General features: G+C 65.5%; 16 protein-coding genes. 5 read left to right on the top strand and 11 right to left on the bottom strand.

Going from position 1 to position 23,080, the window contains the following annotated elements; genetic code table 11:
- Positions 1 to 5: 5 nt before the first annotated feature.
- Positions 6 to 935: an ArsR/SmtB family transcription factor gene (locus PDM29_RS20155; protein ID WP_311191798.1), complete on the bottom strand. Its 930-nt coding sequence runs from the start codon at positions 933 to 935 to the stop codon at positions 6 to 8.
- A 146-nt stretch (positions 936 to 1,081) separates the two neighbouring features.
- On the opposite strand from PDM29_RS20155, the gene PDM29_RS20150 reads away from it, so the two are divergent.
- Together PDM29_RS20150 and PDM29_RS20145 are read left to right on the top strand one after the other, a co-directional pair.
- Entirely contained in the window at positions 1,082 to 2,230 is a 1,149-nt protein-coding gene (locus tag PDM29_RS20150; protein WP_311191797.1) for an acyl-CoA dehydrogenase family protein, read from the top strand.
- Positions 2,231 to 2,605: 375 nt separating this feature from the next.
- On the top strand, positions 2,606 to 3,142 hold the full coding sequence (locus PDM29_RS20145; RefSeq protein WP_311191796.1) for a hypothetical protein: 537 nt from the start codon (positions 2,606 to 2,608) through the stop codon (positions 3,140 to 3,142).
- A 462-nt stretch (positions 3,143 to 3,604) separates the two neighbouring features.
- Here PDM29_RS20145 and PDM29_RS20140 read toward each other — a convergent pair whose 3' ends face one another.
- The 3 genes from PDM29_RS20140 to PDM29_RS20130 are packed head-to-tail and all read right to left on the bottom strand — an operon-like array spanning position 3,605 to position 8,727.
- Positions 3,605 to 6,778, bottom strand: a complete 3,174-nt coding sequence (locus PDM29_RS20140) for a multidrug efflux RND transporter permease subunit (protein ID WP_311191795.1) — start codon at positions 6,776 to 6,778, stop codon at positions 3,605 to 3,607.
- A 15-nt stretch (positions 6,779 to 6,793) separates the two neighbouring features.
- Positions 6,794 to 8,068, bottom strand: a complete 1,275-nt coding sequence (locus PDM29_RS20135) for an efflux RND transporter periplasmic adaptor subunit (RefSeq protein ID WP_311191794.1) — start codon at positions 8,066 to 8,068, stop codon at positions 6,794 to 6,796.
- The gene (locus tag PDM29_RS20130) at positions 8,068 to 8,727 is read right to left on the bottom strand and encodes a TetR/AcrR family transcriptional regulator (RefSeq protein WP_311191793.1); all 660 of its coding nucleotides are present in this window, start codon (positions 8,725 to 8,727) and stop codon (positions 8,068 to 8,070) included. Before PDM29_RS20130 ends, PDM29_RS20135 begins: the two co-directional genes overlap by 1 nt.
- A gap of 265 nt (positions 8,728 to 8,992) precedes the next feature.
- Here PDM29_RS20130 and PDM29_RS20125 point away from each other — a divergent pair, with 265 nt between their 5' ends.
- From PDM29_RS20125 to PDM29_RS20115, 3 genes are all read left to right on the top strand, one after another.
- Entirely contained in the window at positions 8,993 to 13,969 is a 4,977-nt protein-coding gene (locus tag PDM29_RS20125; protein ID WP_311191792.1) for an NAD-glutamate dehydrogenase, read from the top strand.
- A 547-nt stretch (positions 13,970 to 14,516) separates the two neighbouring features.
- Positions 14,517 to 15,290 carry an NAD kinase gene (locus PDM29_RS20120; RefSeq protein WP_311191791.1) on the top strand — a complete coding sequence of 258 codons (774 nt, stop codon included), beginning with the start codon at positions 14,517 to 14,519 and terminating at the stop codon, positions 15,288 to 15,290.
- A gap of 49 nt (positions 15,291 to 15,339) precedes the next feature.
- Positions 15,340 to 16,284 (top strand): 5'-nucleotidase, encoded by a 945-nt coding sequence (locus PDM29_RS20115; RefSeq protein WP_311191790.1) that lies wholly within the window; start codon positions 15,340 to 15,342, stop codon positions 16,282 to 16,284.
- 115 nt (positions 16,285 to 16,399) lie between these two features.
- On the opposite strand, the gene PDM29_RS20110 is transcribed toward PDM29_RS20115, so the two are convergent.
- The 7 genes from PDM29_RS20110 to can all read right to left on the bottom strand — a co-directional run bounded on the left by PDM29_RS20110 (position 16,400) and on the right by can (position 23,071).
- Complete coding sequence (locus tag PDM29_RS20110) at positions 16,400 to 16,939, bottom strand: DUF2939 domain-containing protein (RefSeq protein WP_311191789.1); 540 nt, start codon at positions 16,937 to 16,939, stop codon at positions 16,400 to 16,402.
- Positions 16,940 to 17,009: 70 nt separating this feature from the next.
- Positions 17,010 to 17,696, bottom strand: coding sequence for a DUF2461 domain-containing protein (locus tag PDM29_RS20105; RefSeq protein WP_311191788.1), 687 nt, complete (start codon positions 17,694 to 17,696; stop codon positions 17,010 to 17,012).
- The gene (gene sbcB / locus PDM29_RS20100; RefSeq protein WP_311191787.1) at positions 17,693 to 19,135 is read right to left on the bottom strand and encodes an exodeoxyribonuclease I; all 1,443 of its coding nucleotides are present in this window, start codon (positions 19,133 to 19,135) and stop codon (positions 17,693 to 17,695) included. Before sbcB ends, PDM29_RS20105 begins: the two co-directional genes overlap by 4 nt.
- Positions 19,135 to 20,502, bottom strand: a complete 1,368-nt coding sequence (locus PDM29_RS20095; protein ID WP_311191786.1) for an FAD-dependent oxidoreductase — start codon at positions 20,500 to 20,502, stop codon at positions 19,135 to 19,137. Before PDM29_RS20095 ends, sbcB begins: the two co-directional genes overlap by 1 nt.
- 27 nt (positions 20,503 to 20,529) lie before the next feature.
- Positions 20,530 to 21,807 carry a kynureninase gene (kynU, locus tag PDM29_RS20090; protein WP_311191785.1) on the bottom strand — a complete coding sequence of 426 codons (1,278 nt, stop codon included), beginning with the start codon at positions 21,805 to 21,807 and terminating at the stop codon, positions 20,530 to 20,532.
- Positions 21,808 to 21,872: 65 nt separating this feature from the next.
- On the bottom strand, positions 21,873 to 22,385 hold the full coding sequence (locus PDM29_RS20085; protein ID WP_311191784.1) for a 3-hydroxyanthranilate 3,4-dioxygenase: 513 nt from the start codon (positions 22,383 to 22,385) through the stop codon (positions 21,873 to 21,875).
- Positions 22,386 to 22,408: 23 nt separating this feature from the next.
- Positions 22,409 to 23,071: a carbonate dehydratase gene (gene can, locus PDM29_RS20080; protein ID WP_311191783.1), complete on the bottom strand. Its 663-nt coding sequence runs from the start codon at positions 23,069 to 23,071 to the stop codon at positions 22,409 to 22,411.
- Positions 23,072 to 23,080 lie beyond the last annotated feature (9 nt).

The following is a 23,080-nucleotide window of genomic DNA, read 5'->3' as shown; positions in this document are numbered from 1 at the left end:
AAACCTCAGGGTTTGGTGGCGATCAGCGAGATCACTTCGAAATGCGGCGGTCGTTTTTCGCGGGTGACCGTTTCCAGGCTGGAGACGACCAGGCCAGCCTTCTCGGCGAACTTGCGCAGTTCCTTGTCGCTGAAGCCGAGGTTGACGTGACCGTAGGCGTCTACCGCGGCCTTGTGCTCGTGGCGGGCCAGGCTGCACAGCAGCAGCCGGCCGCCGGAGCGCAGCACGCGCGCGCCTTCGGCCACGGCCTGGGCCGGTTTGGCCGCATAGGTCAGCGCGTGCATCAGCACCACCAGGTCGAAACTGCGGTCCTTGAACGGTAGCGCGTGCATGTCGCCTTCGCGCACTTCCACATTAGCGAGGCGGCGCAGCCGCTCGCTGGCAGCGGCGACCACGCGCGCGCTGGTGTCGATGCAGATGTAGCGCTTGGCGTGCGGCGCGACCAGTTCGGCCAGCACGCCGTCGCCGGAGGCGATGTCGAGCACGTCACCGGTTTCCAGCAGGGGCAGGGCGGTGCGGGCGAGGGCCTCCCAGGTGCGGCCGGGGGAGTAGTGGCGTTCCATGTCGCCGGCCACGCTGTCGGCCCAGTTCTGGTCGGCGGCGCGGCTGGCCAGTACGCCGGCCACGCGTTCAGCATCCTGGCGCAGCAGCGGGTCGTCGCTGCCGGTGCTCAAGGCGTGCCACAATGCACGCTGCGCCGGGTCCAGCGCGGCGTCGTCGAAGCGGTAATACGCCGACACCCCGGCGCGGCGGTCGCGCACCAGCCCGGCCTCTTTCAGTTTGGCCAGGTGGGTCGACACGCGTGGCTGCGCCAGCGTGGTGATGGCCGACAGTTCGGCCACGGTCAGTTCTTCCTGCTCAAGCAGGGTCAGCAGGCGGACGCGGGTGGCGTCAGCGAACACTTTGAGGCGGACCGACCAGTCCTCGAGATCCATAAATATCTACCTATCGCGATATAGAGATATTTTCGTTGTTCCGGCCGGTTCCGGTCAAGTCAGCCGCGATTGCCCGGCCCCCGGTACAATTCCGCCACACGGCCGCGTACGTAGCGGCCCTATCGACTTGAGCCTGGGAGGGTGTAGTGGATTTCAGCTTTACCGAAGAGCAGCTGATGCTGCAGGACGTGGCGCGTCGCATTGCGCAGGAAAAGATTGCCCCGAGCGCGGAGCACCATGACCGCACCGGCGAGTTCCCGCTGGAAAACATCCAGTTGCTGGGCGAAAACGGCCTGATGGGCATCGAAGTACCGGCTGAATACGGCGGCGCGGGCATGGACCCGATCGCCTATGTGCTGGCGATGGTGGAAGTGGCCGCGGGCGACGCCGCGCACTCGACGATCATGTCGGTGAACAACTCGCTGTTCTGCAACGGCATCCTGACCCATGGCAGCGAAGCGCAGAAGCAGACCTACGTGCGCGCGATTGCCGAAGGCCAGGCCATTGGCGCATTCGCGCTGACCGAACCGCAGTCGGGTTCGGACGCCACCGCCATGCGCTGCCGCGCGGTCAAGCAGGCCGACGGCACCTATGTGATCAACGGCAAGAAGAGCTGGATCACCTCCGGCCCGGTGGCCAAGTACATCGTGCTGTTCGCGATGACCGACCCGGACGCCGGCGCACGCGGGATCACCGCCTTCATCATCGACACCGACCGGCCGGGCTTCCACCGCGGCAAGACCGAGCCGAAGCTGGGCATCCGTGCCTCGGCGACCTGCGAGATCGAGTTCCAGGATTACGTGGCCCACGCTGACGACATCGTGGGCAAGGAAGGCGAGGGCTTCAAGATCGCGATGGGCGTGCTCGACGCGGGCCGCATCGGTATCGCCTCGCAAGCGATCGGCATCGCCCGTGCGGCGTATGAAGCCACCATTGAGTACGTCAAGGAGCGCAAGGCATTCGGCGCGGCCATCGGCACCTTCCAGATGACCCAGGCCAAGATCGCGGACATGAAGTGCAAGCTGGACGCGGCACTGCTGCTGACCCTGCGCGCGGCGTGGGTGAAGGGGCAGGGCAAGCGTTTCAGCAACGAAGCGGCCATTGCCAAGCTGACCGCCTCGGAAGCGGCGATGTGGATCACCCACCAGGCGGTGCAGATCCACGGCGGCATGGGCTACTCCAAGGAAATGCCGCTGGAGCGCTACTTCCGCGATGCCAAGATCACCGAGATCTACGAAGGCACCTCGGAAATCCAGCGCCTGGTGATCGCGCGCAACGAGACCGGTCTGCGCTGACAGCGTCGGCGTTACGTAGAGCCGGGCTTGCCCGGCTGCTGTTGGATTCAGGCGAACAGCCGGCGGCCACGTGAATCCGTGTTTGGGCGCGCCGGGGCGGGTTTGCGGGACACGCCGTGAATACGTCCATGTAGGCTCGTCAAAAACATCCATGTTTTTGACGGTCCCGCAAACCCACCCCGGCACAACCCAGACAGAGCGTCGGTGGCCATCGAAGGTCCAACGCACATCGTCATCGCGTACATTTGCTCATCCGGAGGGCGGTAGCGTCGGTCGACAGACGACGACCCTGAAATCCCCAACATCCGGTAACGCATGACCACGAAACGAAGTAGTCTCGTGGTAATGCCGGCCCCAATGAGCAAGGAACGCTCCATGTACTTTGAAATCCAATGCCCGGACAACGACACGGTCTGGCTTCCCGACGCGACCACACTCTGCCCCGCATGCGGCTGCAAAACATCGCGTGACCACTGGAATCCGGACTTCGTCCTGAAGAAGACGCGTTACGACCTGGGCGTTACCTACGACGGGTTTTACATCGCGTCCGAGCGTTTCAAGGCAGTTGCTGAAACCTTGCCCGGCAGGCAGACGTTCGTTCCCCTGCCGCCGCGAGCACATTACCGGAGGCAGTACTACCTGATGGAACTGCTGGATGAGGTTCGCATCGACGTGGCGCGGGCGGGCCCGCAGTTCGGGCCGTTGTGCGGGCGCTGCGGGCAGCATCGCTACATCGTCGGTGCTGTGGCTTCCTTCAGTCAGGACATGCGGGCGGATACGGGCCTGGTCCGCAGCGACCTGCAGTTTGCGGATGGCAAAGAAAAGTTCTATGCGTTGCTTGTCGGGGCTGAGGCGGCTGATGTGCTTGCCAGGGCTAGGTTGGATGGCCTTTGGTTGGAGGTTGTTGAGTAGGTTCTGGCAAGCCCGGAATCAACGGCGGTGTCGATCCGGGGTCATGCGTTACCGGGTGTTGGGGATTTCATGGCCGTCGTCTGTCGAACGACGCTACCGGGATTACGTGTATTTGATTTTCGACGGCCACCGACCACCTTTCGGGGCGGCTCGGGGTGGGCTGGAGGGGGCGTGAGCCGCATGGATGCGGCGATCGAGCTTACATGGACGTACTTGCAGCGTCCCCCGGAACGCCCATCCCGAGCCGCCAAACCAGGGATGCCGTGAACCGAGGGTTGTTCGCCCGAATCCAGCAGCAGCCACGCATGGCGTGGCTCTACGGATTGCATGCAATCAGGCGAGCGCGGTGCATGCAATTGCATCCACATCGAAGGCAGACAAACAAAAAAGCCCCGGATCGCTCCGGGGCCTTGGAAGGGTGACCACCAACGGTGGTCACCTACCGGGTTGCGTCAGCCGTCATCACCGATCCGGGCGATGGGCGGCGTTGCCTTCGTTCTGGCGCTCCAGGAACTCCTTGGATGGTTCGTCCAGCTTGTCGCCCAGCATGCGGCGGACCACGATGAAGAACACCGGAATCATCAGCAGGCCCAAGAAGGTGGCGAACACCATGCCGCCGATCACGCCCGTACCAATGGCGTGACGCGAGTTGGCACCGGCACCGGTGGAGATCGCCATCGGGATCACGCCCATGATGAACGCGAACGAGGTCATCAGAATCGGACGGAAGCGCAGGCGTGCTGCCTCGATGGTCGCCTCGCGCAGGTTCTTGCCCGCTGCACGCTGCTCCACCGCGAATTCCACGATCAGGATCGCGTTCTTCGCCGCCAGACCAATCACCGTGATCAGGCCGATCTTGAAGTACAGGTCATTCGGCAGGCCACGCGCCAGCGAGAAGGCCAACGCACCCAGCACGCCCAGCGGTACCACCAGCAGCACCGCCACCGGGATCGACCAGCTTTCATACAGCGCCGCAAGGCACAGGAACACCACCACGATCGACAGCACCAGCAGCAGCGTCGCCGCGTTGCCCGCCAGGATTTCCTGGTAGGACATGCCCGACCAGTCGTAGCCGAAGCCCGCCGGCAGGTCGTCGGAAACGATGCGCTCCATCGCCTGCATCGCCTCACCCGAGCTGCGGCCCGGTGCCTGCGAACCCACGATGTTGATCGCCGAATAGCCGTTGTAACGGCTCAGCGACGGCGGTGCCGACACCCATTCGGACTTCACCACCGTGCTCAGCGGAATCATCGCCTGGGTGCCGTCGGCATTGGTCTGCAGGCTGCTTGGCGTGTAGAAGCTGTTCAACGACTCCGCACCGGTTCGGTACGGGCCATCGGCCTGCATGGTCACGCGCTTGATGCGGCCCTGGTAGAAGAAGTCGTTCACGTACACCGGAGCCAGCATCAGCTGGATCGTGCTGTACACGTCGGAAACCGAGAGGCCCATCGTCTGCGCCTGCACACGGTCTACATGCAACTGCAGCTGCGGGGCGTTTTCCAGGCCGTTCGGGCGCACACCGGTCAGGATGTCGCTTTCTTCGGCCGCCTTGCCCAGCAGGATGTTGCGCGCCTGGGTCAGCTGCTCATAGCCGGCACCGCCGCGATCCTGCAGCCACATGTCGAAGCCGCCGAACTGGCCCAGACCCTGCACCGTGGGCAGGTTGACCACGAAGATCTGCGCTTCCTTGATCCCGTAGAACGCACCATTCATGCTCTGGATGAACTCCGGAACGGTGACGTCGCGGTCCGCCCAGGGTTTCAGACGGATGAAGCCCATGCCCACGTTTTCGCCGGAACCGACGAAGCTGAAACCGGCCACCTGCAGCATGCCTTCAAAGCCATCCTGCTTTTCCAGGATGCCGCGCATCTGCGCGAAGGTCGCGTTGGTCTGCGCCTTGGTCGAGCCCGGCGGCAGCTGCACGATCGCCAGCGCATAGCCCTGGTCTTCTTCCGGCAGGAAGCTGCCCGGCATGCGGGTGAACAGGAAGCCGCACAGCGCGGTCAGCACCACAAACAGGATCATCCAGCGCGGCGCATGCTTCACCGCCGAAGTGATGTGGCCCACGTAGGTGTTGCTGACCTTGTCGTAGTACTTGTTGAAGGTGCGGTAGACGATGTTCGGGTGGTCGTTGTGCGTGGCCTTCAGGAAAGTCGCGCACAGCGCCGGGGTGAAGCCCAGCGCCAGGAACGCCGAGAACGCCATCGCGATGGCGATGGTCAGCGCGAACTGCTTGTAGATTTCACCTGCGGCACCGCCCTGCAGGGCCGACGGAATGAACACCGCCGCCAGCACCACGGTGATCGCCACCACCGCGCCGGTGATCTGGGTCATGGCCTTCTGGGTCGCGGCCTTCGGCGGCAGCTTCTCCTCGGTCATGATGCGTTCGACGTTCTCGATGACCACGATCGCGTCATCGACCACGATGCCGATCGCCAGCACCATCGCGAACAGGGTCAGCTGGTTGATGGTGAAGCCGATGATGCTCATGCCCAGGAAGGTGCCGAGCAGGGCCACCGGGATGACCAGGGTGGGAATCAGGGTGGCGCGGAAGTTCTGCAGGAAGATCAGCATCACCAGGAACACCAGCACGACCGCTTCGATCAGGGTCTTGACCACTTCCTCGATCGAGATCTTCACGAACGTGGTGCTGTCGTATGGCGAGAACCAGCTCACGCCGGCCGGGAAGCTGGGCTGCAGCTCGTCCATCTTGGCGCGCACCGCGTCGGCCACGTTCAGGGCGTTCGCACCCGGCAGCAGCTGGATCGCGAAGGCACCGGTGGGGCGGCCGTTGTACTGGGTGTCAAAGCCGTAGTTGTTGGCACCAAAGGCAATGCGCGCCACGTCCTTGAGCATCACCCGCGAGCCGTCGGCATTGGCGCGAAGGATGATCTCCTCGAACTGTTCCGGCGAGCTGAAGCGGCCTTCGGCCGAGACCGTGGCGGTGAAGTAGTGGCCGGCCGGGGACGGATCCGAACCCAGCGAACCGGCGGCGAACTGCACGTTCTGTGCACGCACCGCGGCCAGCACCTGGCTGGCGCTGAGGTTGTAGCCCTGCATCTTCTCCGGGTTGAGCCAGATGTTCATGGCGTACTCGGAACCGAACTGCTGGGTGCTGCCGACGCCCGGGATACGCGAGATCTGGTCGAGCACGCGCGAACCGACGATGTCGTTCAGGGCGTCACGGTTGATCGCCTCGCTGTCCGAACGCAGTGCCACCACCATCAGGAAGCCGGCGTTGGCCTTGGCCACCACCACGCCCTGCTGGGTCACTTCGGTGGGCAGTCGCGGCGTCGCCAGCGATACCTTGTTCTGCACCTGCACCTGGGCGATGTCCGGGTCGGTACCGGTTTCGAAGGTCAGGGTGATCTGCGCACGGCCGTTGGAGGCCGACGACGAGCTGAAGTACAGCAGGTGATCGATACCGGTCAGCTGCTGTTCGATCACCTGGGTGACCGACTTTTCGGTGGTGTCGGCGCTGGCACCGGGGTAGGTGGCGCTCACCGTCACCTGTGGCGGTGCGATGCTGGGGTAGGACTCCACGCCCAGGCCCAGGATCGAGATCACGCCTGCAAGCGAGATCAGGATCGCGACCACCCAGGCGAATACCGGGTGTTCAATGAAAAATTTAGGCATGACGGATGCTCCCCGTTATTGCTTGGTCGGTTCGGCAGCCGGAGCGCCTTCGGTGGCCTGGCCGTCGGCCTTGGCCGGGTCAGCAGCCGCATCTGCCGGCGCAGCTGCCGGCGCGGCACCTGCCGGAGCACCCGCCGCCGGAGCCTGGCCATTGCCGTTGGCGGCAGCCGGGTTCCACGGTGCGGCCTTGGCCGGTGCGCCTTCCTTGACCTTCTGCACGCCGGCCACGATCACCTGGTCACCCGGTTCAATGCCCCCGGTAACCAGCCAGTTGGCACCCTGCTGGCCTTCGGTGGTGACGTTCTTGCGCACTACCTTGCCGTCCTTGCCGACCACCATCACGTAGCCGCCGACGGTGTCGCGCTGCAGCGATTGCAGCGGCACCAGGAAGGCGTTCTTGCGTTCGCCGAGCACGGCCTGGAAGCTGACGAACGAACCCGGCAGCAGCAGCTGCTGCGGATTCGGCAGCACCGCGCGCAGGGTCACCGCGCCGGTGGCCGGGTCGACGGTGGCCGAGGAGTAGTCCAGGGTGCCGGGTTCGCCATACACCGTGCCGTCGGCCAGGCGCACCTGCACGGTCGACTTGCCGTCGCCGCTCAGCGCCACCGAGCCCTGGGCCTGGGCCCGACGCAGCTGGGTCATTTCATCCGAGCTCATCGAGAAGTTCACGTACAGCGGGTCCAGCTGGTCCACCGTGGTCAGCAGGGTCACATCGCCCTGGCCGACCAGTGCACCTTCGGTGACCTGCTGCTTGCCGGCACGACCGCTGATCGGCGAGGTGACCTCGGCATAGCCCAGGTTGATCTTCGCGCTGGTCACCGCGGCCTGGGCCTGGGTGACGGCTGCGGCGGCCGAGCGCTCGGCGGCTTCAGCCGCGTCGACGTCGGACTTGGACACGAAGGCCTGCGGAGCCAGCGAGCGGGCGCGATCAGCGGCGGCCTTGGCATTGACATAGGTCGCCTGCGCCGAGGCCAGCTGGCCCTGCGAGGAGTTCAACGATGCCTGCAGCGGGGCCGGATCGATCAGGAACAGAACCTGGCCCTGCTTGACGTCCTGGCCTTCCTGGTAGACGCGCTTGAGCAGCACGCCCGGCACGCGGGCGCGCACGTCGGCGCTGCGGAACGGCGACAGCCGGCCGACCAGCTCGCGCTGCAGCGGCAGGGTTTCAGCCTTGGCTTCGATCACGCCCACTTCCGGCGGCGGGGGCGTCTGCTGTTCCTGCTTCTTGCAGGCGGTCAGCGCAACGGCAACCGCGCACGTCAGGGCAAGGGTGCGGAGTGGGGCGATCATCAGGAGAAACTCCGGAGTTGGTTTGAATGTGGTTCGGGAACAGCAGGGTGCACGGCAAAGGCTTGCAGGAAACTGTCCACGGAAAATTCTGCCCAGCGCCGACGCACGACGGCGTCATCACGGTGGGGGGTATGGAAACGCTGCTTCTCGAAATCCAACCCGGCGATCATGCTCAATAGCAGTTCGGCCATGAAGTGTGGGTCGTCATGGCGGAGCAGGCCGCGCTCAATGCGGGTGGCGATCCATTCAGCCAGGTGAAGGGCGAGCGCGCCGGCCCCGTCGCGATACAGCGCCTGGGCTTCCTGGGGAAACTGGGCGGCTTCGGCCGCGATCAGCCGGCGTGCCTGGATCACCTGGGTCTCGTTGAAGTGCTCGAGATGGTCGATGGCGAACTGCAGCAGGCAACCGCGCAGGTCTTCTCCGTCCATCGCACGCAGGCCGGCGGTGGCGCGGCACAGGTGGCGCTGCATCACCCGGCGCAGCAGTTCCTGCTTGCTGCCATAGCGGCTGTAGAGGGTCTGCTTGGAACAGCCAGCCTGCTGGGCCACCGCTTCCATGCTCAGCTGCATGCCCTGGGTGGACATCAACTCGCGCACGGCATCGAACACGCGGTGGTCGCGCGCGTCCAATGCGCCGGCAGCGGGGGTAGGGGAGTTCACGCGGTGGACTATACCGTCCAGTTCAGAATTGGAGAACCCTTTCTTTTGGCACTGTTGCGTGGCGTGTCGTCAGCCTGCCACCGATGGCCTGGACACTGTGGGGCGAGAGGTTGTGTGACCCACGTCTCCATACCTCGGCGCACTGCCGATGCGTGACGTAAACGCCACCCAACCGAAAAACCAGATTCCGTCCTGCAGCAAGGCCTTTTCACGCAACAGGGCTACAATTTCATTTTTCCAACTGAGCAACACGCATCGCTCTGCCATGAAACCGCAAAAACCTGTCGCCAAGACCGTGAAAGCAAAAACCAAACCAGCCGATACGCAGACTGTTTCGCCAGTGGGCTTCTCTCTGGAACCGGTATACACGGCCTTGCGCAAGCGTTACCCGGCGGCCGCCCAGGCCGAGGCAGTGGCTTTTGCCGCAGACTTCTACAAGCGCATGGAAGCGGACGAGTTCCCGCACCACACCGCTGAGGAGTGGGCCGCACTGGCTGCCGACATGCTGGAATTCGCCCGCAGCCGCAAGGTCGGCAAGGCCAACGTCCGCGTGTTCAACCCCACCTTGAAGGCCAACGGCTGGGAATCGCCGCACACCGTGCTGCAGATCGTCAACGACGACATGCCGTTCCTGGTGGATACGGTGACCATGGCGCTGGCCGAGCAGGGCATTGGCGTGCACGTGCTGGGTCATCCGGTGATCCGCTTCAGCCGTGACAAGGCCGGCAAGCTCACCCAGGTGAGCGAAGGCACCGCCGAATCGGTGATGCTGCTGGAAATCGACCGTCAGCCGGCCGAGGCCATGGCCGACGTGGAAAAGGCGATCAGCAAGTCGCTGGACGAGGTGCGTGCCATCGTCCGTGACTGGGACGCCATGCGCACCCAGGCGCTGAGCATCGCCGACGACCTCGGCAGCCGCCAGCTGCCGGTGGACGCCGCTTCGCGCGCCGAGGCCCAGGAATTCCTGCGCTGGGCCGCCGACAACCACTTCACCTTCTTCGGCTACCGCGCCTACCGCGTGGAAAAGCAGGGCAAGGAAGAAGTGCTGGCTCCGCTCAACGACACCGGCCTGGGCCTGATGAAGGGCCGCGACACCTCGGCTGCCCGCCCGGTCAAGACCCTCGCCGCGCAGGGGCTCAATGCCACCAGCGGGCTGAAGGACGCGTTGATCCTGACCAAGACCAATGCCCGTTCGCGCGTGCACCGCGCCGGCTACATGGACTACATCGGCGTGCTGGAATTCGACGCCAAGGGCAAGATCATCGGCGAGCAGCGCTTCCTCGGTCTGTTCACCTCCAGCGCCTACAACCGCCGCCCGTGGGAAATCCCGCTGGTGCGCCAGCGCCACGAATACGTGATGACGCAGTCGGGTCTGGCCCCGGCCAGCCACAGCGGCAAGGCCCTGCGCCACATCCTGGAAACCCTGCCGCGCGAAGAGCTGTTCCAGTCCAGCGAGGAAGAGCTGTACCGCACCGCCATGGGCGTGCTGGGCCTGCAGGAGCGCGTGCGCAGCCGCCTGTTCCTGCGTCGCGACAAGTACAGCCGCTTCATTTCCGCACTGGTCTACCTGCCGCGCGAACGCTTCAACACCGACGTGCGCCTGCGCATCGAGGCCATGCTGAAGGAAGCGCTGCACGGTGAGTACGTCGACAGCTCGGTGGTGCTGGGCGAATCGCCGCTGGCCCAGGTGCACCTGATCGTGCGCCCGAAGGCCGGTGAAACGCTGGACGTGGACACCTCGGCACTGGAGCAGAAGCTGGCCCAGGTGCTGCGCAACTGGCAGGACGACCTGCGCGAAGCGCTGGTGGCCCGCCACGGTGAAACCGAAGGCCTGCGCATTGCCGCCCGCATCGGCAAGGCACTGCCGGCCGGTTACATCGAAGATTCCAGCACCGAGATCGCGGCCAACGACGTCAGCCAGCTCGACGCGCTGACCGGTCCGGACGACCTGCGCCTCAGCCTGCAGGCCGTGCAGCGCGAGAACGGCGAGGGCCTGCGCCTGAAGCTGTACCGCCAGCTGGACGACATTCCGCTGTCGGACGCGCTGCCGATGATGGAAAACATGGGCCTGCGCGTGATCGCCGAGCGTCCGTACCGTCTGACGGTCGACAACGCCCCGGTGTACGTGCAGGACTTCGAAGTCGAGTCGACCGCCGGTGCTATCAATGCCGCCAGCGTCGATGAAGCCTTCGGTGAAACCTTCGCCCGCGTGTGGCACGGCGACGCCGAGAACGACGGCTTCAACCGTCTGGTGCTGGCCGCTGGCCTGCACTGGCGCCAGGTCGCGATGCTGCGTGGCTACTGCAAGTACCTGCTGCAGACCGGCGTGCCGTTCTCGCAGGCTTACGTGGAAGGTACCTTCACCCGCTACCCGCTGCTGGCCCGCCTGCTGGTGGAGCTGTTCGAAGCCCGCTTCGACCCGGCTACCGGGCATGAGGACAAGGACGCTATCGCTGAAGGCCAGGCCCAGCTGCGTGCGCATCTGAACGTGCTGGCCGGCGGCGACGAGGGCACCCTGAAGGTGCTCAAGACCGTGGTCGATGCGCGCAAGGGCAGCCGCGACGCGCAGATGGAAGCCACCCGCGAAGCGCTGGTCAAGCTGATGGACCGCGTCTCCAGCCTGGACGAAGACCGCATCCTGCGCAGCTTCATGGGCGTGATCAACGCCACCCTGCGTACCAGCTACTACCAGACCGATGCCAATGGCCGTCCGGGCCACTGCATCAGCTTCAAGTTCGATTCGGCGCTGGTGCCGGACCTGCCCAAGCCGCGCCCGTACCGCGAAATCTTCGTGTACGGCCCGCGCGTGGAAGGTACCCACCTGCGCTTCGGCGCGGTCGCCCGTGGTGGCCTGCGCTGGTCGGACCGTCGCGAAGACTTCCGCACCGAGGTGCTGGGCCTGGTCAAGGCGCAGATGGTGAAGAACACCGTGATCGTGCCGGTTGGCGCGAAGGGCGGCTTCTTCGCCAAGATGCCGCCGGCCAGCGGTGACCGCGACGCGGTGTTCGCCAACGGCGTGGCCTGCTACAAGCTGTTCATCCAGGGCCTGCTGGACATCACCGACAACATCGTCAACAACAAGATCGTGCCGCCGGTGGACGTGGTCCGCCACGACATGGACGACCCGTACCTGGTGGTGGCGGCTGACAAGGGCACCGCGACCTTCTCCGACATCGCCAACGGCCTGGCCATCGCGCACGGCTTCTGGATGGGCGATGCGTTCGCTTCGGGTGGTTCGGTCGGTTACGACCACAAGGGCATGGGCATCACCGCACGCGGTGCGTGGGAATCGGTGAAGCGTCACTTCCGTGCGCTGGGCCGTGACAGCCAGACCCAGGACTTCACCACCGTGGGCGTGGGCGACATGTCCGGCGACGTGTTCGGCAACGGCATGCTGCTGTCGCGCCACATCCGCCTGCTGGCCGCGTTCGACCATCGCCACATCTTCCTGGACCCGAATCCGGATGCGGCCACCTCGTTCGTCGAGCGTGAGCGCATGTTCACCGTGCCGCGTTCGAGCTGGGCCGACTACGACGCCAAGCTGATCAGCAAGGGCGGCGGCATCTACCCGCGCACCCTGAAGTCGATCGAGATCACCCCGCAGGTGCGCGAAGCGCTGGGTCTGGACGATGGCGTCAAGGCGCTGTCGCCGAACGACCTGATGAGCGCGATCCTGAAGGCCCCGGTGGACCTGCTGTGGAACGGCGGCATCGGTACCTACGTCAAGGCTGCGACCGAACAGCACAGCGACGTCGGCGACCGCGCCAACAACGCGCTGCGCGTGAACGGTGGCGAGCTGCGCTGCAAGGTGGTGGGCGAGGGCGGCAACCTGGGCATGACCCAGCTGGGCCGCATCGAAGCCGCGCAGGCCGGGGTGCTGCTCAACACCGACTTCATCGACAACTCGGCGGGTGTGGACACTTCGGATCACGAAGTGAACATCAAGATCCTGCTCAACGATGTGGTGCGGGCCAAGAAGCTCACGGTTGACCAGCGCAACAAGCTGCTGGCGTCGATGACCGACGAAGTGGCCGACCTGGTGCTGAACGACAACTACCGCCAGAACCAGGCGCTGAGCCTGATGGAGCGGATGGCGGTCAAGCGCCTGGGTTCCAAGCAGCACTTCATCCGCACGCTGGAACAGCAGGGGCTGCTGGATCGTCAGATCGAGTTCCTGCCGTCGGATGCCGAGCTGTCGCAGCGCAAGGCACGCGGCCAGGGCCTGACCCGTCCGGAACTGTCGGTGCTGCTGTCGTATTCCAAGCTGGTGGCGTTCCAGCAACTGCTGGAATCGGATATTCCGGAAGACCCGTACCTGTCCAAGGAACTGCTGCGTTACTTCCCGACGCCGCTGCAGAAGAAGTATGCCGACGCGATGGAGCGGCACCGCCTGAAGCGCGAGATCATCGCCACGGCGGTGACCAACCAGACCATCAACCGGATGGGTGCAACCTTCCTGATGCGCATGCAGGAAGACACCGGCCGTTCGATCTCGGAAGTGGCCAAGGCGTACACGATCAGCCGTGAAACGCTGGACGCACGCGCGCTGTGGGCGCAGATCGACGCGCTGGACGGTACGGTGCCGGAGTCGGTGCAGATCGACGCACTGGAAGTGATCTGGAAGCTGCAGCGTTCGTTCGTGCGCTGGCTGCTGTTCCGCCCCGGCCCGATGCCGGGCATCACCGAGGCGGTGAACCGCTACCAGGGTCCGTTCAACGACATCCGCGAAGCATCGGGTGTGCTGCCGGATTCGCAGCGTCCGACCTACGAAGCCCTGGTGGCGGAGTGGAAGGAAAAGGGCCTGCCGCCGGCACTGGCACAGCAGCTGGCCGAACTGCACTTCCTGGAACCGGCGTTCGACATCATCGAACTGGCGCGTACGCGCAAGCTGAAGCCGGTGGACGTGTCGAAGGTCCACTTCCGCCTGGGCGACGCGCTGCAGCTGCCGTGGCTGTTCGAGCAGATCGACGCGCTGGAGGTCAACGGCCGCTGGCACGCGGTGGCCCGAGGCGTGCTGCGTGATGAACTGGCGGCGCACCACCGCAACCTGGCCGGCCAGGTGCTGGGCACCAAGGGCGGCAGTGCGGAAGCCAAGGTCGCCACCTGGATCGGTCGCGACGACAACAGCCTGCGCTTCACCCTGGCGATGTTGTCCGAACTGGCCGAGCAGAAGACCCTGGACTACCCGACCGTCTCGGTCGCCGTCCAGCGCCTGGGCCAGCTCGCCGCCCACGGCGCATAAGCGTCTGAACGGCTGAAGCCCGAAAGGCCCCGCTCCGGCGGGGCCTTTTTTGTTGGATTCGCGCGAACAACCCTCGGCTGCGGGCGTAAGTGCTTGGGGCCATCGGATGGGGGGTACGGGACACGCCGTTAACCCATCCATGGGGGCTCGTCGAAAACATCCATGTTTTCAACGGTCCCGTACCCCCCATCCGATGGCCCCCCGACAATCAATCGGCGGCCAACGATAATCAAAAGCACGCAGCCCCGGTAGCGTCGGTCGACAGACGACGGCCCTGAAACTCCCCACACCCGGTAACGCATGACCCCAGAACAACACATGCTGTTGCTGTTCGATCCGCCTTGCGACAAACCATCATGGCGGGGGCCAGGTACCCTCCGGAGGGACACTCCACGGCATGGATGCCGTGGAGTAGCCCCCATGGATGGGTTCACGGCGTGTCCCGGAGCGAGGGTGCCTGGCCCCCGCCCAGCACGGATGAATCAAAGCGCCGCCGTTCGCGAACAACCCCGGTTATCCTTCAACCCAAGCCCCACCCGGAACCCCCATGAGCGATACCCCCCGCATCGCCTTCCTGGCCAGTACCACCGAACCTGCACAGCAGGCCCGCGCGGCGATGCTGGCGCGCTACGGCGAGCATTCGCCCGAGGACGCCGACGTGCTTTGCCCGCTGGGCGGTGACGGCTTCATGCTGCAGACCCTGCACCGGCATGGGCACCTGGGCAAACCCGTGTTCGGGATGAAACTGGGCACGGTGGGCTTCCTCATGAACCAGTACCGGGCCGAAGACGACGTGCCGATGCGCATCGCGCTGGCCGAACCCGCCAACCTGCGGCCGCTGGAAATGCTGGCACTTACCGAGTCGGGCACCACCACCGGCTCGCTGGCCTACAACGACGTCTCGCTGCTGCGCCAGACCCGCCAGGCCGCGCATATCGGCGTCGACCTCAACGGCCAGGAACGGGTCAGCGAGCTCATCGGCGACGGTGTGCTGGTGTCCACGCCGGCCGGCAGTACCGCCTACAACTACTCGGCCCACGGGCCGATTCTGCCGCTGGGCTCGCATACCATCGCGCTCACCCCGCTGGCCCCGTATCGTCCCCGGCGCTGGCGCGGGGCCATCCTCAAGGCCGACACCGAAGTGCGCTTCCGCGTGCTGGATCCCTACAAGCGCCCGGTCAGTGTGACCGCCGATTCGCATGAAACCCGCGACGTGGTCGAGGTGACCATCCGCGAATCCCGCGAGCGCCGGGTGACCCTGCTGTTTGATCCGGAACACAACCTGGAAGACCGGATTCTCAGCGAACAGTTCATGTTTTGACCGACAATAGCTGGCCGGCCGCTTCGGCCGCACTGGATTGCAGACCGTTATGGGCGACAACACCCCCCGCTTGCTGACCGTAGCCGTGACCTCACGTGCCCTGTTCGACCTGGAAGAGGGCCATGCCCTGTTCGAGGCCGAAGGCGTGGACGCCTATGCCGAGTACCAGCGCAAGCACGAGGACGACATCCTGCGCCCCGGCGTGGCCTTCCCGGTGGTGCGCAAGCTGCTGGCGCTCAACCAGGGCCAGTCGCCCGAGTCGCCGCGGGTGGAGGTCATCCTGCTGTCGCGCAACTCCGCCGACACCGGCCTGCGCATCTTCAACTCGATCCAGCATTACGACCTGGGCATCATCCGCGCCACCTTCACCGCCGGCGAGCCGACCTGGCCGTATGTGAAGCCGTTCGGCACCGATCTGTTCCTGTCGGCCAACCCCGAATCGGTGCGGCGCGCGCTGCGCCACGGCATCGCCGCGGCCACGATTCTGCCCAAGCCCTACGACGAAACCCTGGCCGCCGCTGACCAGGCGGACCTGGGCCGTTCACGCAGCCAGCTGCGCATTGCCTTCGACGGCGACGCGGTGATCTTCGGTGACGAAAGCGAGCGCATCTCGCGCGAGCAGGGCGTGGAAGCCTTTGGCCGGCATGAGCGCGAGAACGCCCGTGAGCCGCTCAGCGGCGGTCCGTTCCGCAACTTCCTGTCGGCGCTGCACACCCTGCAGCAGGTGTTCCCGTCCGGCGACGACGCACCGATCCGCACCGCGCTGGTCACTGCGCGTTCGGCTCCGGCGCATGAGCGGGTGATTCGTACGCTGAGGGAGTGGGGCGTGCGTCTGGACGAAGCGCTGTTCCTTGGCGGCCGCCACAAGGGTCCGTTCCTGGAAGCCTTCGGCGCGGACATTTTCTTCGACGATTCGCAGCACAACATCGACAGCGCCCGCCAGCACCAGAGCGTGGCCGCAGGTCATGTGCCGCATGGTGTGGCGAACGATTGATCCGCCGTCACGACCAACGGTCGTGACCCACCGGGAGGGTCGTGACCCTCCGGGATGGTCGTGACCCACCGGGTCTGCCGCATTCGGTAGGTCACGACCGTTGGTCGTGACGCCGTCAATCCAACGGAAGCTGGATATCCACCAGCTTCCAGCTCAACCCCTGCCGCTGCAGCACAAACACCACCGGTGCCCCCTGTGCAGTCTGCGTGGTCGCAGTAAACCGTGACGTCGACTCAAACCGATGGCTGGCCCCCTCCAAGGGGCGAGCGGCCTTCGGCGGCGCATAGGCATCATTGCTTTCCAGGTCATTGCTGGCCCGCTTCCACAGCGTATGCCCCTCCAGCAGCGCCCCGATTCCGGTCGGCGTCACCATCGCATCCACCGCGGTGCCACTCAGCTGCTGTCCGGCGGTGAGCAGCAGGGCTCCGACCAGATTCGACTGCACATCCGGCCCGGCCCGCCGCACCACGTAGTCATCCAGCTGCGCGCGCAGGTTGGTGCGCAGCATCGGGAAGTCCACGTAGCGGTCCAGCTTGGAGGTATCGCGCTGCTCAACCGCCTGCGCCAGACCACGCAGGGTCAGGTACGGCCCGCCGACCACATAGGCCGCCAGCAGCACCGCCAGTGCAACCACAATCCCAATCAGCTTCTTCATGGCGCAATCGTGCCCCACACTCCGTCAACCCCACGTAGAGCCACGCCCTGCGTGGCTGCCCGACCCACCCTCAAAACTCCAGATCCAACGCCGCACACAGATAATCCACAAACGGACCCAGCGCAGTAAGGTCTTTGGCCAAGGTCTGCCGCAGCTTCGGACCGGTCATCACCGCATCCTCCAGCGGCCGCCAGAACACCCAGTTCTTGTGCTTCAGGTCGTCAATGAACTCAAAGTCCGGCTCGAACCCGCGCGGAGCCCGCACCAGCATCTCGCTCTGCTCGAAGTCGAAGCGCTTCCGCAGCGCCGGCGCATGCGCCGCCGCCTTCCATGCCCCCGGGTTGTCGACAATGAAATGGCGGATCCTGCGCTGGGTATCCGGCTCGGGATGCCACAGCCCGGCCCCAACAAAGCTCTCGCCCGGCTGCAGGTGGATGTAGAACGAAGGAGCCGCGACCTGCTTGCGGCGTTCATGGAACAGGCGCGCACCCTGCCAGCTCTTGTAGGGCGACTTGTCGTTGGAAAAGCGCGCATCGCGGTAAATACGGAACAGCGAGCCGCCGACCGTTTTCGGGTCGGAGCGGAAGTGCGGGCTCACCGTGGCCAGGTCCGGCTGCAGGTCGGTGATCAGGCGCAGGAACGGCTGGCGCACATGCGCCTCGTACTTGTCCTTGTGATCATTGAACCAGGTCTTGTCGTTGTTGCGCGCCAGTCCACGCAGGAAGGTGAAGCTGGCGGGGGTGAAATAGGTACTCACAGGCTCTGCTCCAGATGATTGCCCCAGTCGGTCAGCTGCTGCAGCAGCGCCAGCCGGGCGGGTTCGGCCGCGTGTTCGGCACGCAGCGCCTCGATCTGCGCCCGGTACTGCGGCAGCGTCTGCTCGCCCAGGCCGGGTTCGCAGAGCAGACGCTGGCGACGGTAGTCGTTCCAGCGCTGGCGCTCGGCCGCATCCAGGGTCTCGGGGTGGTTGCGTGCGCGGTAGCGGAACAGCAGTTCAGGCATGCGCGGGTCGCGCAGGCGCGCGGCATAGCTGGCCAGCTCGCTCGGCGGGCTGGTGCGCAGGCGGGTCATCAATGCCTTGTCGCCGTCGGCGAGGAAGCCGTCATACAGCGAGGCATCCACGTCGCTGGGAGCCATCTCCCGTTCGCCGCCAAACACCTGGCGGACCTTTTCAGCCACTGCGGCTGCAACGGCGCGGACGCGTTCGGCCGCTGCCTCCACCGCGGCCACATCGATGCCCAGGCGTGCGTGATCGGCCGGACGCAGGTGATTCCACGCCACCAGCGCTGGCACCTTGTTCAGATGCACTTCCTTGAGCGGCACCCGCTGTTCGCCTTCGGCCAGATCAGCAGCCCGGGTGTACAGGCGTGCGGCCAGCGTCTCAGCGGGCAGGTCCAGCAGGCCGTCGATGTCGCCTTCCAGGTCGAGCACGATGATGCGGTTGTTGATGTACGGGTGGCGCGCCAACGGCAGCACCGGTGCCGCGCACAGGCGTGACGCGGGGTAGCGCATGGAAATGTGCAGCACCGGCTGCGCGGCATCCACGTCGAGCAGGGAGCCCACAAAGCGCTTGTCGCGCAGCTTCAGTGCGTAGTCCCACAGGCGCGGCTGCGCATGCTTGAACAGTCGCGCCATGCCGATGGTGGCGTGCACGTCCGACAGCGCTTCATGCGCATCGCCCACGCGCACCTCATTGGCCGTGGCCAGGTGCTCCAGCTTGAACGAGGTCGCGCCATCCTCGCGCTGCGGCCAGACGATGCCGTCCGGGCGCAGCGCATGCACCAGCCGCAGCATGTCCAGCAGATCCCAGCGCGAATTGCCGTTGCGCCACTCGCGCTCGTAGGGGTCGAAGAAATTGCGGAACAGGCCGTGGCGCACGAACTCGTCGTCGAAGCGCAGCGTGTTGTAGCCCAGGGTGCAGGTGCCCGGGCGTGCCATCAGGTCGTTGATGCGTGCGAACGCCTCGGCCTCGCTCACGCCTTCGGCCAGCGCGTGCTGCGGGGTGATGCCGGTGATCAGCGTGGCGATCGGCGAGGGCAGGACATCGTCGGCCGGCTTGACGTAGAAGCTCACCGGTTCATCGATGACCTGCAGGTTGGCGTCGGTTCGGATCGCAGCGAACTGGGCGATGCGGGTGCGGCGCGGGTCCTGGCCGAAGGTTTCCAGGTCATAGAACAGGAAGCTGTCGGCCGCCATCAGTGCGCACCCTCCAGCACCGGCAGCTGCGCGTGCACGATGCGTTCCAGCGCTGCCCAGTCGATGTGTTCCAGCGTGCTGTGCCCGGCGGTGGCGTCCTCCAGAATGCGCCGCTGCAGGTTGGTGCGCTCCAGCGCCACGGCATACGGCGTGTGCAGAAACGTGACCATGGTGTAGTGCGGCACGAAGCGGGTCGGCCAGCGTGCCTGCAACTGCTGTTCCAGTTCGCGCTGCAGCTGGAACGCGGGGTCGGCAACGCGGTCACGCATTTCCAGGTAGTTTTCCAGCGCCATCTGCTGGATCGCTTCCGCATTCGGCTTGCGTTCGGCCTCGAACACCGCAAATGCCGCTTCCAGCGAATCCTGTTCCTGCAGGTGACGGGCCAGCGCCACGCAGTCTTCGAACGCGCAGTTCATGCCCTGGCCGTGGAACGGCACCATCGCATGCGCGGCATCACCGAGCAGCACGGCGCGGCCGGCCAGGTGCCACTGGCGCAGGTACAGCGTGCCGAGCAGGCCGGGCGGATGCTCTTCCCAGTCGCGGCGCAGGTGCGGAATCAGCGGCAGCGCATCGGGGAAATCACGCGCGAACAGCGCTTCGGCCTCGGCCCCGGTGCGGGTGGTGGCAAAGCTGGGGTTGCCCTCGTTGGGCAGGAACAGGGTGACGGTGAAGGTGCCTTCGTCGTTCGGCAGGGCGATGCACATGTACTGGCCGCGCGGCCAGATGTGCAGGGCATTGGCTTCGATGCGGAAGCCGCCGTCTTCTGTGGGCGGAATCTCCAGTTCCTTGTACGAATGACCCAGGAACTCGATGCGTTCGTCCAGCGGGTGCTTGCGGTTCATCGCCGCGCGCAGCGCCGAGCCGGCCCCGTCGGCCCCGATCAGGGTGTCGAAGCGGATGTCATGCGGCTGGTCGTCGCGGTCGTCGATGAAACGGGCGTAGCCGGCCTCGAAATCCACCGTATGCAGACGGCGGTGGAAGTGCACCTGCGCGCCCGCGTCTTCGGCCAGCTGCAGGAGGGTGTGGTTGAGATCCTTGCGGTGGATCGACCAGATCACCTCGCTGTCGTCACGGCCATAGCGCTGCAGCTGGGTTTCACCGTCGCGGGTGTGCACCATGCGGCCGCGCATCATCACCGCCTTGGCCATGACCTCTTCTTCAACGCCGGCCTGACGCAGCGCATTGCGGCCGCGTTCGGCCAGCGCCAGGTTGATTGAGCGGCCGGACTCGTAGTCGGCAATGCGCGGGTCGCCGCGGCGCTCATACAGGGTGATGCGCCAGCCCTGGCGTGACAGCAGGATGGCCAGCAGCGAACCGGCCAGGCCGGCACCAATGATGCTCAGGGAGCGGTGTGCGTGTGCGATCAAGAGCGTTCCAGCGGGGGAGGGGGCGACTTACAGGCCGGCCCAGGATTCGACTTCCTCGACGAAGTGATGCAGGTCGAGGTAACGGTTGTACAACGGCGTGGGTGAGATGCGGATCACGTCGGGCTCGCGCCAGTCGCCCAGCACGCCGACGGTCTGCAGGAACTCGAACAGGCTGCGGCCGCGTTCGCGACCGCCGATCACGCGCAGCGAAAGCTGGCAGCCGCGACGCTCCGGCTCGGTCGGGGTCAGCACTTCCAGCACATTGGCCAGACGGGCACGCACCAGCGCATCCAGCAGGCCGGTGAGCTGCAGCGACTTCGCGCGCAGCGCTTCCATGCCGCCGGCGGCATCGACTACGTCCAGCGCCGCACGCAGCGGGGCCAGGCCCAGCACGGGCGGGTTGCTCAGCTGCCAACCTTCAGCACCCACTGCCGGCACGAACTGCGGGGCCATCTTGAAGCGGGTGGCTTCCTCGTGGCCCCACCAGCCGGCAAAACGCGGCAGCGTGGTATCGCGATGGTGGCGTTCGTGCACGAACGCGCCCGCCACGGCACCCGGACCGCTGTTGAGGTACTTGTAGTGGCACCACACCGCAAAGTCGGGCGCGATGTCGTGCAGCTGCAGTGGCACGTTGCCCACCGAGTGGGCCAGGTCGAAGCCGACGTTGGCTCCCTGCAGGCGTGCCGCGCGGGTGATCGCGTCCAGGTCGAACACCTGGCCGCTGCGGTACTGCACGCCCGGCCATAACACCAGCGCCAGGCGCGGGCCATGCTCGGCGATGGCGCGTTCAATGGCCTGCTGCGAGATCGTGCCGTTGCCTTCGTCTGGCTGCACTTCGACCAGGTCGGTATCGGGGTTGAAACCGTGGAAGCGGATCTGCGATTCCACCGCGTGGCGGTCGGTGGGGAAAGCCCCGGCTTCCATCAGGATCACCGGGCGCTGCGCGGTCGGGCGATAGAAGCTGACCATCATCAGGTGCAGGTTCACGCTCAGGGTGTTCATCGCCACCACTTCGCTGGGCAGTGCGCCGACCACCCGGGCCAGCTGCTCGTTGACCAGGCGGTGGTAGCGCAGCCATTGGGTGTCGCCGGTGAAATGGCCTTCCACCGCCAGCGCGCCCCACTTGTCCATCACGTCCTGCACGGCCGCCTGGGCCTTGCGCGGCTGCAGGCCCAGCGAGTTGCCCACGAAGTAGGTCTGGTCGCGGTGGTTGTGCTGCGGGAACACGAATTCACTGCGCAGGGCGCGCAGCGGGTCGGCAGCATCCAGGGCGACGGCATGGGAACGGCTGAGCAGTTCGGACATGGCAATGACGATTGTCTGAGATATCGCAGTTTAGCCCCAGACGCCTTAATCCGGATGTGCCGGGATCACCCGCCCGGCAACGGATCCACGTGCCCGCAGGCATCGCAGGTGCGTAGCTCCAGGTCCGCCTGGTACTCGGCAAACACCTTCGGCAGATCCGTCTCGATGTTCTCCAGGGTGAAGTACACCTCGTACAGCTTGTGGTTGCAGCGCTCGCAGAACCACATCACCCCGTCGCGCTCATGCGGCAGGCGCTTGCGCTCCACCACCAGGCCGACGCCGCCGGCCGGGCGGCGCGGCGAATGCGGCACGCCGGCCGGCAGCAGGAAAATCTCGCCGGCGCGGATCGGAATGTCGCGCACCTTGCCGTCTTCCTGCACCTTCAGGGTCATTTCCCCTTCCAACTGGTAGAACCACTCCGGGCCTTCGTCGTAATGGAAGTCGGTGCGGCTGTTCGGGCCGCCCACCACCATGATGATGAAGTCGCCGTTCTCGATCATCTTGTTGCCGACCGGCGGCTTGAGCAGATGCCGGTTCTCTTCGATCCAGGCGTGCAGGTTGATCGGGGCGGGCAGCATGGGGGCGTTCCTTGCAGTAGGGATCAGTCGCGCTTGCCGCGGCGCGGCACATGCGCCAGGGCCTTTTCGTAGGCAGGTGCCAGGTCTTCCGGGGCACCGACGTCGATGCCCATCTCGCGCACGCGACCGTCTTTCAGGCTGTACACCCAGCCGTGCACCATCAGCTTCTGGCCACGTGCCCAGGCGTCCTGGACGATGGTCGAGCGGCAGGCATTGACCACCTGCTCGATCACGTTCAGCTCGCACAGGCGCGCATGCTTCAGATCCGGATCTTCGATTTCATCAAGGATCGCAGCGTGCTTCTGGGCGACATCGCTGACGTGGCGCAGCCAGTTGTCAGCCAGGCCCACGCGCACGTTGTTCAGGCTGGCGTGCACGCCGCCGCAGCCGTAGTGGCCGACGATCAGGATGTGCTTGATCTTCAACTGGTCCACGGCGTACTGGATCACGCTCAGGCAGTTCAGATCGGTATGCACCACCACGTTGGCGATGTTGCGGTGGACAAACACTTCACCCGGGGCCATGCCGATGATCTGATTGGCCGGCACGCGCGAGTCCGAGCAACCGATCCACAGATATTCCGGGTGCTGCTGCTTGGCCAGCTGGGCAAAAAACTCCGGGTCTTCGTGCTCGATCCGGTCGGCCCAGTCGCGGTTGTTCTGCAGCAGCTTGTGGATGTCTTTCATGAGGCGGGT

Origin of the sequence: Stenotrophomonas oahuensis (assembly GCF_031834595.1) — a bacterium.
Lineage (GTDB): Bacteria > Pseudomonadota > Gammaproteobacteria > Xanthomonadales > Xanthomonadaceae > Stenotrophomonas > Stenotrophomonas oahuensis.
This window is presented reverse-complemented; position numbering and strand designations above follow the sequence as displayed.

Bases quoted from the DNA above. Each gene is read 5' to 3' on its own strand.
- PDM29_RS20155 (WP_311191798.1), bottom strand. From the start codon at position 935: ATGGATCTCGAGGACTGGTCGGTCCGCCTCAAAGTGTTCGCTGACGCC.
- can (WP_311191783.1), bottom strand. From the start codon at position 23,071: ATGAAAGACATCCACAAGCTGCTGCAGAACAACCGCGACTGGGCCGAC.
- PDM29_RS20125 (WP_311191792.1), top strand. From the start codon at position 8,993: ATGAAACCGCAAAAACCTGTCGCCAAGACCGTGAAAGCAAAAACCAAA.
- PDM29_RS20085 (WP_311191784.1), bottom strand. From the start codon at position 22,385: ATGCTGCCCGCCCCGATCAACCTGCACGCCTGGATCGAAGAGAACCGG.
- sbcB (WP_311191787.1), bottom strand. From the start codon at position 19,135: ATGGCGGCCGACAGCTTCCTGTTCTATGACCTGGAAACCTTCGGCCAG.
- PDM29_RS20120 (WP_311191791.1), top strand. From the start codon at position 14,517: ATGAGCGATACCCCCCGCATCGCCTTCCTGGCCAGTACCACCGAACCT.
- PDM29_RS20145 (WP_311191796.1), top strand. From the start codon at position 2,606: ATGTACTTTGAAATCCAATGCCCGGACAACGACACGGTCTGGCTTCCC.
- PDM29_RS20135 (WP_311191794.1), bottom strand. From the start codon at position 8,068: ATGATCGCCCCACTCCGCACCCTTGCCCTGACGTGCGCGGTTGCCGTT.
- PDM29_RS20110 (WP_311191789.1), bottom strand. From the start codon at position 16,939: ATGAAGAAGCTGATTGGGATTGTGGTTGCACTGGCGGTGCTGCTGGCG.
- PDM29_RS20115 (WP_311191790.1), top strand. From the start codon at position 15,340: ATGGGCGACAACACCCCCCGCTTGCTGACCGTAGCCGTGACCTCACGT.
- kynU (WP_311191785.1), bottom strand. From the start codon at position 21,807: ATGTCCGAACTGCTCAGCCGTTCCCATGCCGTCGCCCTGGATGCTGCC.
- PDM29_RS20140 (WP_311191795.1), bottom strand. From the start codon at position 6,778: ATGCCTAAATTTTTCATTGAACACCCGGTATTCGCCTGGGTGGTCGCG.